Origin of the sequence: Aminobacter sp. MET-1 (assembly GCF_026521175.1) — a bacterium.
GTDB lineage: Bacteria > Pseudomonadota > Alphaproteobacteria > Rhizobiales > Rhizobiaceae > Aminobacter.
Genome location: NZ_JAMSHL010000017.1, coordinates 126,101 through 137,399, shown reverse-complemented (window position 1 = coordinate 137,399; position 11,299 = coordinate 126,101). Strand labels below are relative to the sequence as shown.

Sequence of the window (11,299 nt, the reverse complement as noted above, 5' to 3'; positions counted from 1 at the left end):
GTGACCATCGGCGGCAATGAACATGCGGTCGCCGCCGAAGGCACGACCACGGTCACGACTCCGAACGGCACCTATACCTTCCAGTCGAACGGCGCCTGGACGTTCACGCCGGTTGCGAGCCTGAACAATGCCGAAGGCGTGAGCGCCGGCTTCACCTATGTCATCACCGACGGCGACGGCGACACCTCGAGCGCGGCGCAGCCGATCACGATCACCGACGGCGATGGGCCGAAGGTGGTGGGCGAAGGGATTTCGCTGACCGTTGACGACCAGAACCTGACCGACGGCTCGACCCCCGGCGAGACCACTGCTACCGACTCGATTGTTTTCACGCCCGGCTCGGACGCGATCGCCTCGATCGTCTTCGGCGACACGACCGGCCTCGATGGCGGCCTGACGTGGGAGCGTGTGTCCGACACCGAGATCGTCGGCAAGGACGGCGAGACGGTGGTGGTGACGCTGACGCTGGTTCGCGACGGCAGCAAGGCCGACGTGACGGTGACGCTGAACAACAATTACGCCCACCACGGTGACATCAGCGCGGACGATCTCGCCAATCTTGGCTCGGTCAAGGTGGTCGCCACCGACACCGACGGCGACAGCGCCGAAGGCACCGTCAATGTCGGCGTGTCCGACGACGTGCCTGTTGCGGTTGCAGACACGGCTGTCTCGGTTGTCGAGGGTGGTGCTGCGATCGGCGGCAACGTGATGGACAATGACACGCCCGGCGCCGATGGCGCCCGTGTGACGTCGGTGACCATCGGCGGCAATGAACATGCGGTCGCCGCCGAAGGCACGACCACGGTCACGACTCCGAACGGCACCTATACGTTCCAGTCGAATGGCGCCTGGACGTTCACGCCGGTTGCGAGCCTGAACAATGCCGAAGGCGTCAGCGCCGGCTTCAGCTATGTCATCACCGATGGCGACGGCGACACCTCGAGCGCGGCGCAGCCGATCACGATCACCGATGGCGACGGTCCGACGGTTGCGGATGGCGGCACCATCACGCTGACCGTTGACGACCAGAACCTGACCGACGGCTCGACGCCCGATTCGACCCCAGTTACCGGCTCGATTGTCTTCACGCCCGGCTCGGATGCGATCGCCTCGATGGCGTTCGGCGACACAACCGGTCTCGACGGCGGCCTGACATGGACGCGTGTGTCCGACACCGAGATCGTCGGCCGCGATAGCGGCGGGACGGCAGTGGTGACGCTGACGCTGGTTCGCGACGGCAACACGGCCGAAGTGACGGTGACGCTGAACGACAATTACCGCCACAGCGGCAGCGGCGATGACCTCGCCGACCTCGGCTCGGTCAAGGTGATCGCCACCGACACCGACGGCGACACCGCTGAAGGCACCGTCAATGTCGGCGTGTCCGACGACGTGCCTCTTGCAGTCGCAGACACGGCTGTCTCGGTTGTCGAGGGCGCCGCCGCGATCGGCGGCAACGTGATGGACAATGACACGCCCGGCGCCGATGGTGCCAAGGTGACGTCGGTGACCATCGGCGGCAATGAACATGCGGTCGCCGCTGAAGGCACGACCACGGTCACGACGTCGAACGGTACCTATACGTTCCAGTCGAATGGCACCTGGACGTTCACGCCGGTTGCCAGTCTGAACAACGCCGAAGGCGTGAGCGCCGGTTTCACCTATGTCATCACCGACGGCGACGGCGACACCTCGAGCGCGGCGCAGCCGATCACGATCACTGACGGTGCCGGACCGTCGCTGGTGGGCGAAGGGCTTTCGCTGGAGGTGAAGGAATCCGATCTCGACCTGGTCAAGAATCCGAACGATCTGGCCGCAGGCGCCGTCAACGGCACGAACCCGGGCGGAACCGGTGAGACCAACAGCGGCACGCTGACCTTCCAGGCCGGATCGGATGCGCTGGTGAGCTTCGCCTTTGCCAATCCGGCATTGGTTGCCAACACGATCACGGTGACCGACGAAGCAAACAATCCGGTTGCCGTTACCTGGTCGATCGACGGTGATGGCCAGTTGGTCGGCATGATCGGTGGCGCTGTCGCTATCATCGTGGCGGTAGACGGCAGCACGATCGCGGCCAACGCGCAGGGGACCGTCGGCGTCAAGGTGACGCTGACCGACAACTTCCCGCACGCCAATGGCCAGTCGGGCGATGTCAGCATCGGCGGCATCAAGGTGGTTGCCACCGACGCCGACGGCGACACGGCGACCGGCACGGTCAGCGTGACCGTCAAGGACGACGTGCCTACCGCTGGGTCGAACAATACCGTCTACCTGGATGACGAGACGGCGAACGCGACCAACGCGTCGCCGAACCCCGGCGGGGACGGCGACTACAACGGCACGCCGGCCGCAGCCACCACGGGCGTACTCAGTCACAACTATGGCGCCGATGGCGCAGGTTCGCTGCTTCTCAGCGGCGTCACGCTGCCGGTATCGGGCGGCTTCAGCTATGTGCTGAGCCCCGACAAGCTGAGCCTCACCATCATGCAGAACCAGGGTGGTTCCAACGTCGCCGTCGTTAAGGTGACGCTGGCCGACCAGACCTCCGGCTCCTACGTCGTCGAGCAGCTGAAGCCGGTCATGCACCCGACATCGGGCACGACCGAGGAGAATGTCGACTTCACCATCCGTTATGACGTTCGCGACGGTGACGGCGACGTGGCCTCGGGCGGCGCGGTTACGATCAGCGTCAATGATGACACGCCCACGATTACCGCATCCAATGATCTGCGCGAAGTGATCGTCGACGAGACCAATTTCAACGTGGATGCAAGGGTCTCGTTTGCCTCGGCCTTCACGTCTTCTTACGGAGCGGACGGCGCCGGCTCGATCAGCTACGCGCTGAGCTTCACCGGACCGGCCACCTACCTTGTCGATATCGCCACGGGCAAATCCGTGGTGCTGAGCATGGAGGACGGTCAGGTCGTCGGCCGCGCCGGCGAGGGTGGCGCGATCGTCTTCACGATCTCTGTCGATGCCGACGGCTATTTGACGGTGGACCAGATCCGGGCGATCGAGCATCCTGTAACCACCGATCCCAACGACGCGCGGCCGTTCCTGAGCGAAAACCTGCTGCAGCTCACTGCGACGATCACCGATCGGGACGGCGACAGCCGTTCGGCATCGATCAACCTCAACAACAACATCTACTTCAAGGACGACGGCCCGAGTGTTTCGGCCAACGAGACTGTGCTGCTCGACGACGACGCCTTGGCCAACGGCAATCCTGGCGGAGTTGGCGATCAGTCCGACAAGGTCAATGCGTCTGGCACGCTGGGACATTCGTTCGGTGCCGACGGGGCCGGTTCGATCACCTGGCTGACCACGGGCTCGGCGCCTGCGGGCTTCGAATACAAGCTCAATGGTACCACGCTTGAAGTCTGGCAGGGCACCACCAAGGTGCTCACGGTGACGCTGAACAGCGCAACCGGCGCCTACGAAGTGACACAGAACGCGCCGATCGCGCATGCAACCGGCGGCAACGAAAACGATCAGGTCTTCAACCTGACCTACCAGGTCAAGGACGGCGACGGTGATACGATCGACGGTACGCTGAAGATCAGTGTCAACGACGACACGCCTGTCGCGAACGACTACACCGGCGGCAGTTATGTCGAGGGTGCTGGTGCCCAGGATCTTGGCGTTGCAACTGATGTGCTTGGGATCAAGCCAGGCGCTGATGGTCTCGGAAGCATCGTGTTCAGCAACACCGGCGGCACGACCGGCACGTTGTCGATCAATGGAGCCGGCAAGCTGATCTACACGCCGGCTGCCAATGTCGGACCGGGTGGAAAGACAGAAACGTTCAGCTACACGGTCACTGACAAGGACGGCGATGCGGTTACCAAGCAGGTGACGTTTGGCGTGACCGATACGGGTGTGACGAACGTGTCGGCAACCAGCGCGTCGGTCGACGAGGACAATATTGCAGGTGTCGGCGGCATTCCTGGTGGCCCCGGTGACCTGGCGGCTCCTGTTCCGTCCGGCACGATCAGCTATACGCTGGGCGCGGACGGCGGTTCGGGTGTTTCGGTTTCGCTGTCGGCGGCAACTGTAGGTTTCACCAAGCTCGACGGCACCCCGATCAACACGATCTGGGATGCGGCCAACAAGGTCCTGATCGGTTACGGCGGTTCCAACCAGTCCGACGTCGTGTTCAAGGTCAGCCTCTCGGCGATCGGCACATTGGCGAATTCGGCCAACAGCGCGTCTTACACGGTCGAGCTGGTGCAGCCGGTCAAGCATCCGGGCCACGACGACCCGTCGACCTCGGGCGTGACCGAGACGGCCTTCGAGGACGATCTGTCGATCTCGATCACGGCAACCGTCAAGGACGGCGACGGCAGCACCGCTACGACCGGCTTCACTGTCACCATCGACGACGACACGCCACTCGCCAGGAATGACACGGCCACTGTTGTCGAAGGCTCCAAGCCGAGCATGAATGTCGTGCTGGTTATTGATACGTCCGGCAGCATGGATGACGAAGACGTTGATCCCAACACACCTGGCTTCCAGAGCCGACTGGACATGGCTAAAGCAGCAGCGCTCAATCTGCTCAACTCTGGCGACGTGACCATCAATCAGGTGATGGTTGTCGAATTCTACAACGGCACTAATGTCAATGCGCCAGTTTGGGGCAGCTGGAGCAATGCAGCAGACAAGGCCGACATCATCAGCTTTATCAATAATTTGTATGCAGGTGGCGGCACGAGCTACGACGCCGCGACTGCTGCAGTTCGCGCAAGCTGGGGTGCCGGGCCAACGACGGCTGACCTGACCAACGTATACTTCCTCTCCGATGGTGACCCGGATCCCAATTCGGCTGGCCTCGACGCCGCTGAGCAGGCAGTCTGGCAGAACTTCCTGGTCAATCCGGACAACAATGCCGCAACCAACGACGCCATTGACCATGTCTATGCCGTCGGCATCGGTTCGGGTGTGAGCACCGGTGCGCTCGAGCCAGTGGCTTGGGCAAACGGCAATGCCAACTTCCCGCCGATCGTCATCACCGACGCGACGCAGCTCAGCGCGACCCTTCAGGGGACGCTCCCAGGCAACGTCATTGGCAACGTGCTGACGAATGATGGTGTGGCCGGAAATGCGTTTGGAGCAGACGGTGGCTACATCAAGTCGATCGTCATCGATGGCGTGACCTACACCTTCAACGGTAGTGGAGCGATCACCGCCGGCGACATGTCACACGTGATCTCCAACTCCGGTACGCAGATCAAGGTGTCGACTGCCCTTGGCGGGGTGCTGGTGTTCAACTTCGCCGACAACGGCGGCAACAAGGCTGGCGATTGGGGTTACACGGCCCCGACATCGATCATCGGCGGCAACAAGCAAGAAGGCTTCACCTACACACTCATTGACGGCGACGGCGATACCAGTTCGGCGACGCTCGGCATCACGATCCAGGACGTCAACGGTGTCCCCACCGCCGGAACGACCAGCGGTACTCTCGATGATGAGGGTCTCCCGCATGGCATCGCCGGCGGCATCAATGACGTGCCGGGCGAGGCGGCCAGCTTCAGTGGCCTTCTGCCGCTTAGCTACGGCTCCGATGGTGCGCACGCGACCGATCCGCTCAGCTTTGCGGCCATGAACGGGCAAGCAGGTACGGTTGGTACCGAGTCCGTTACATACAGCTGGGATAACGCGACCAAGACGCTCACCGCAGTTTCGGCAACCAGAGGAGCTATCTTCAAGGTGGTGATCGACGACCTGTCGTCGGGGCACTATGCCGTCACTCTGCTCAAGCCGGTTCTGCACGCGGCCGGAGGCAACGAGAATGCCATCGATCCGTTCGTCAATCTTACCTATACCGTCCAGGACTTGAGCGGAGACAAGGTCAACGGCACGTTGAAGGTAACCTTCGACGACGACGCGCCTGTCAACTTCACGGCCCAGTCGATGCGCATCGAAAACGGCGCGAACTCGGCCGGCTCGGGGCAACTTCATTTCTATGAAAGCATCGGCGCCGACGGCGGCTCGGCCGTGTTTACTGGAACCAACGGCTCGGTACTGAAGAGCGGCTCGAGCGACGTTTTCTCCGGCGGGGCCCAGGTCAAGCTCTATGGCTTCGGTACCGACACCTTGGTCGGCAAGATTGGGGCGGCGGCTGACGGCAGCGGTGGCACAACCGTCTTCAATGTAAAACTCTCGCCGAACACCGGCGACGAATCTTCGGATTTGTACTCGGTGCAATTCTTCAAAGCGTTGGACGACGGGTCCGGAGTCACGATCACCGGCTCGAATTTCACGGACACAAACGCTCGCAACTATAAAGTCGTCGATGGTGGAGCTTCGAACCAGGATATTCTGATTTCTGCCAGTTCCGGCTCGAGCTCGACATCAGTCAATGGGAGCAATTCTAGCGGCGTGGTGAGTTTTGGTGCAGGAAATCCAACTATTGGATCAAATGAGACTCTTCGTTTTGATTTTGCGTCCAGTGTTCAGCTGTCGGGCACTGGGGCCAACAACAGTTTCTCTTACGGCTCTCATTACGATGTCAACGGCTTCTCATTTACTGTGAAAACCGGTGGAACATCGAATGTGCTCGTCACAGTCTATGACGCTGACAACGATTCATCTCAGGGAGCTTCTGGTCTCACTGACGATGCCGGCAGCAAGGATACTATCACTCAAATTTACAAGAACGGCGTTCTGCTGAACCTCTCGACTTTGGCCCAATCGGCTGGGGGATACGTGGTCCCTTCAAATGAAGGAGATGTCATCGCTGTATTCACTGCAACCGGGTACAATCGAGCGGAGATCGCTTATGCGGCAGGGGACGTGTTCTCGATTGCAAATGTTGGGTTCGTTAAACTGAATACGGGATCCAATTTACCACTGAACTTTAATGTTACGGCAACAGACGCAGATGGCGACACGGCGACCGGGGTTATTGCCATCACGACCACGCCTCCAGCCACAACACTGACCGGCACGTCTGGTGATGATCTGCTTGTTGCTGGCGCCGGTGGAGACACGCTGAACGGACAGGGAGGCAATGATTGGCTGACCGGCGGTGCCGGCGCCGACAACCTCAATGGCGGGACCGGTAACGATACGGCATCGTATGCGAACAGCACTGCTTCTGTCCGTATCAATCTGGACAACGATGGTGACGCAACTACCGACACGGCGAGTGCAACGCCGTCGGACGGCCAGGTGGGCGGCGACGCATTCGGCGACAATCTCGACAGTATCGAGAATCTGGTTGGCGGTTCGGGCGACGACTACCTTGCGGGGAATAGCGGCCAGAACATTCTTATGGGTCTCGGCGGCAATGACCTGCTGTTCGGCGAGGGTGGCAACGACATCCTCTACGGCGGTGCCGGCAACGACACGCTGAATGGTGGCACCGGATCCGACACCATGACGGGTGGCGAGGGCGCCGACACCTTCGTCATCAGCGCCGATGCGATCAGTGGCTCGATCGATGACATCATCACCGACTTCAATCCGAGCCAGGGCGATGTGCTCGACCTCAGCGAACTGCTGAAGAACATTTCTTCAGGCACGAACCTTGAGACCAGTGGCTATGTGAAGATTGAGCAGAGTGGACTGGATTCGATCGTCAGTGTCGACGTCAATGGCAATGGCGACAACTACCAGCAGGTCGCTGTGCTCAAGGACTTCACCTACAACAGCGCCGTCAGCGATACGATCAAGGTGTTGTTCGAAGATAATGCGGGCAACAAGCATTCCGATAATGTATGAGTATGGAAGGGGACGTTTGAAACAGGACTGACAGAGTTTAGATGACGGGTGAGCAGCCGGACGCTGAGGACCGGGAGGCGGACGCACTGCCTCTCGTCCCGATGGTTGATAGCGGTGCCTTGCAGGTGGAGCAGCTATTCGAAAACCTGCCTGTGCTCGCCCCGGCGCCGCTGCCGGTGATCGAGCAGGTGGCGCTGGGCGAGATATTGTCGGACGCGCTGTTCGGCGACATCATCGAAATGTCTGATCTGATCCCGCATTTGTTCGATCACGGCCCCGAGCAGCTTTCGCCGTTCGGGGTTGTCGAGACGGGCCTGTCGCCGATGGCGGACACCTTTGCCGACAACTCGGCCAACGTGCTGCCGTTCAGCATCTTTTTCGAGGAAGACGACACTTCGGGCCACGGTCTGATTTGAGTTGCATGCGCCCGGACGTTGCGGGCGACCATTTGGATGGCGGCGGCCGGCAGCCGCATGCCGGTGAGGAGAGGGACTTCTGATGGCTTTCAACTGGAAGAAGCGGTCGGCAATTGTCGGCCTTTGCATGGCTGCCTTTGCCGGCCAGGCCGTGGCTGCCGATCTCGTCGGCGTGCCGACGGCGGACTATTGCCGTGTCGCCGGCACGTCCAATCTGGCGCTCAACGAGAATGTCGGCGAGCTCAGGACCGAAGTCGTGCGTCTGATGGACGAGGCGGTGGATGCCGCCAACAGCTCGCAGTGGATCGATTCCAAGCGGCCGGTCTTCCTCTGGGCCTCGGAAGCCAAGGTCGCCTGCGGCAAGGCCTATGGCTACCTCAAGAACAACTATCGCGACGAAGATTATCTCAACAAGTGCGAGTGCTTCCACAGCCGCATGGTCGAGTACATGCATTGAGTTTCAGCCGTGCCGGCTCTCGGCACGGCCTGTCCTCCGCTGCGGGACGCGCGCATGACCCCTCCTGCAAGGCGGTACCGCCTGCTTGGGTCAGGCCTGTCACTGTTTTTTCTGTCCGGAATGGCAATCTGATGAGCGGGCATTCAGGATCTTCGAAGCGCCCGTCGCGCTCTCGCCTGCCTCGCGCCGTTCTGGTGGCGTCGATGCTCGCCTTGTCAGCCTGCCAGTCGGGCAACGATGAGGTGCTGGGCCTGGCAGGGGATGGAGCGGCAGTGCAAGATGCTGCGCCGACAGCTCCTGCAAAGGCCGGGCCGTCCAGATCGGCCGAGACGCTGGGCAAAGGCCCGGTCAAGGTGTCGATGCTGCTGCCGCTGTCGGCTCCGGGCACTGCCGGTGATGGCGGCCGCAAGATGCGCGATGCCGCAGCGCTCGCCATGGCCGATCTCGGCAACGACCTCATCACCCTCAATGTCGAGGACACCGCCGGCGACGACGGCCGCGCCCGTTCGCTGGCGACAGGCGCGCTGGCATCGGGTGCCAAGCTTGTCATCGGCCCAACCGAACCGGGCGCCGTACGCCAGCTGGCCGGGATATCGGGCACCAACCGGCCGCTGGTGCTGGCGCTCGCCGAAAACTACACCGGCGCGCCGGGCGTCTACTCCGTCAGGCTGAACGAGGCCGACAGCGCTGCTGCCGGTGCTGCCGCCATCGCAGCCAAGGGCGCGCGCAAATTCGTGCTGTTCATGGCCGAGGGCGAAGCCGGCAAGGCGACCGAGAAGCGTGTCGCCAACAGCCTGTCGATCTATGGCGCGTCGCTGGCCGTGGCGCTGCCTTACGGTCCGTCCACGGGCGGGTCTGAGAAAGCGGTTGCCGATATGACCGCACTGGTCAGCGACCCCCAGGGCATCGTCATTGCGTCAGGCAGCGCCAATCCGGCGCCGCTGGTCGCAGCGCTCAGGGCCAGGGGCCTGCTCGGCAAGGGTATCACGCTGGTCGGCTCCAACCGCTGGATCGAGCATGGCCTCGACGACCCGACGCTGCAGGGCGCCTATATCGCGACCCTCGACAGCAACGAGATCGGCCCGATCGCCGAGCGCTTCCGCAAGACCTACAATTACGAGCCCGACGTCAACGTCGCTTATGGCTACGACACGGTGGCGCTGGCCGCCGGCATCGCCAGCGCGCTCGGGCCCAAAGGTTTCACCAAGAAGGTGATCGAGAGCCCGACCGGCTTCCGGGGCTCGACCGGCGTGTTCCGTTTTCGCGAGGATGGCGCCGGCGAACGCGCCATGCCGTTCTTCCGCATCGACAAGGGCAAGCTCAAGCTGGTCGAGAAGTCGACGGCGGGTTTCTAGTCGGCACAATCGTCCTGGCAGCTACGAAAAAGGCGCCGGAGCGGAAGCTCCGACGCCTTTAGGGTCACCTCTCTACGACAGGTTTATGCGTAGCGCGAAAGCGACAGGTCGGCCACGTCGATCTCGGGGCGGACGCCGCCGATCATGTCGGCCAGCACGCGGCCCGAGCCGCAGGCCATGGTCCATCCCAGCGTGCCGTGGCCGGTGTTGAGGTAGAAATTGTCGAACTTGGCGCGTCCGATGACCGGCGTGCCGTCTGGTGTCATCGGGCGGAGGCCACTCCAGAAGCTGGCGCGGCTCTGGTCGGCGGCACCGCCGAACAGGTCCTCGACCGAAAACTGCAGCGTCGCCTTGCGCGATGGCGACAGATCGGTGTTGAAGCCGGCGATCTCGGCCATGCCGCCGACACGGATGCGGTCGCCCAGGCGCGTGATGGCGATCTTGTAGGTATCGTCCATGATGGTCGACACCGGCGCCTTGCTCTCGTCGACGATCGGAACCGTGATCGAATAGCCCTTGACCGGATAGACCGGAACCTTGAGACCGAGCGGCTTGACGAAGGCAGGTGTGAAGCTGCCGAGCGCGCCGACGAAGGTGTCGGCCTCGAACTCGCCGGCCGACGTGCGCACGGCAACGATGCGGTTGCCTTCCTGGCGCAGGCCTTCCAGCTTCACATTGTAGCGGAACTCGACGCCGAGGCCTTCGGCAAGCTTCGCCAGCTCGTTGGTGAACTTGAAGCAGTCGCCGGTCTCGTCATTGGGCAGGCGCAGGCCGCCGGCGATCTTCTCGCGCACCGGAGCAAGGCCTGGTTCTGCCGCGATGCAGCCCGAGGGGTCGAGCACTTCATAGGGCACGCCGTCGCTCTTCAGCACCTCGATGTCCTTGGCCATGCCGTCGAGCTGCTTCTGGTAGCGGAACAGCTGCAGCGTGCCCTGCGTGCGGTGGTCGTATTCGATACCGGTGTCGTCGCGCAGGTTGATCAGCTGGTCGCGGCTGTATTCGGCAAGGCGCACCATGCGGCTCTTGTTCAGGGCATAGCGGGCCGAGGTGCAGTTGCGCAGCATCGACGTCACCCAGCTCCAGGTCTTGATGTCGAGCATCGGCTGGATGATCAGCGGGGCGTGCTTCATGAACACCCACTTGATCGCCTTCTGCGGAATGCCGGGGGCGGCCCAGGGCGAGGCATAGCCGGGCGAGATCTCGCCGGCATTGGCGAAGCTGGTCTCCAGCGCCGGGCCCGACTGGCGGTCGAGCACGGTGACCTTGTGGCCAGCCTTGGCCAGATAGTAGGCGGAGGTGACGCCGATGACGCCGGCGCCGAGGATGACTATGCGCATGATTGC

Annotated in this window: 7 protein-coding genes; 4 read left to right on the top strand and 3 right to left on the bottom strand. The window is 62.3% G+C overall.

Annotation, left to right across the window (positions count from 1 at the left end; translation table 11 throughout):
- Nucleotides 1–155: 155 nt before the first annotated feature.
- Together NDO48_RS21765 and NDO48_RS21760 are read right to left on the bottom strand one after the other, a co-directional pair.
- On the bottom strand, nt 156–512 hold the full coding sequence (locus tag NDO48_RS21765) for a hypothetical protein (protein ID WP_267322334.1): 357 nt from the start codon (nt 510–512) through the stop codon (nt 156–158).
- A 3-nt stretch (nt 513–515) separates the two neighbouring features.
- Nucleotides 516–662, bottom strand: coding sequence for a hypothetical protein (locus tag NDO48_RS21760; RefSeq protein ID WP_267322333.1), 147 nt, complete (start codon nt 660–662; stop codon nt 516–518).
- Here NDO48_RS21760 and NDO48_RS21755 point away from each other — a divergent pair.
- The 4 genes from NDO48_RS21755 to NDO48_RS21740 all read left to right on the top strand — a co-directional run bounded on the left by NDO48_RS21755 (nt 628) and on the right by NDO48_RS21740 (nt 9,956).
- Complete coding sequence (locus tag NDO48_RS21755; protein WP_323848124.1) at nt 628–7,728, top strand: DUF5801 repeats-in-toxin domain-containing protein; 7,101 nt, start codon at nt 628–630, stop codon at nt 7,726–7,728. The genes NDO48_RS21760 and NDO48_RS21755 overlap by 35 nt on opposite strands.
- 41 nt (nt 7,729–7,769) lie before the next feature.
- Complete coding sequence (locus NDO48_RS21750) at nt 7,770–8,144, top strand: hypothetical protein (protein ID WP_018425581.1); 375 nt, start codon at nt 7,770–7,772, stop codon at nt 8,142–8,144.
- Nucleotides 8,145–8,226: 82 nt separating this feature from the next.
- On the top strand, nt 8,227–8,601 hold the full coding sequence (locus NDO48_RS21745) for a hypothetical protein (protein WP_018425582.1): 375 nt from the start codon (nt 8,227–8,229) through the stop codon (nt 8,599–8,601).
- Nucleotides 8,602–8,804: 203 nt separating this feature from the next.
- Complete coding sequence (locus tag NDO48_RS21740; protein ID WP_267322329.1) at nt 8,805–9,956, top strand: ABC transporter substrate-binding protein; 1,152 nt, start codon at nt 8,805–8,807, stop codon at nt 9,954–9,956.
- A gap of 83 nt (nt 9,957–10,039) precedes the next feature.
- Here NDO48_RS21740 and NDO48_RS21735 read toward each other — a convergent pair whose 3' ends face one another.
- Entirely contained in the window at nt 10,040–11,293 is a 1,254-nt protein-coding gene (locus NDO48_RS21735) for a D-amino acid dehydrogenase (protein ID WP_267322328.1), read from the bottom strand.
- Between the last annotated feature and the right edge of the window lie 6 nt (nt 11,294–11,299).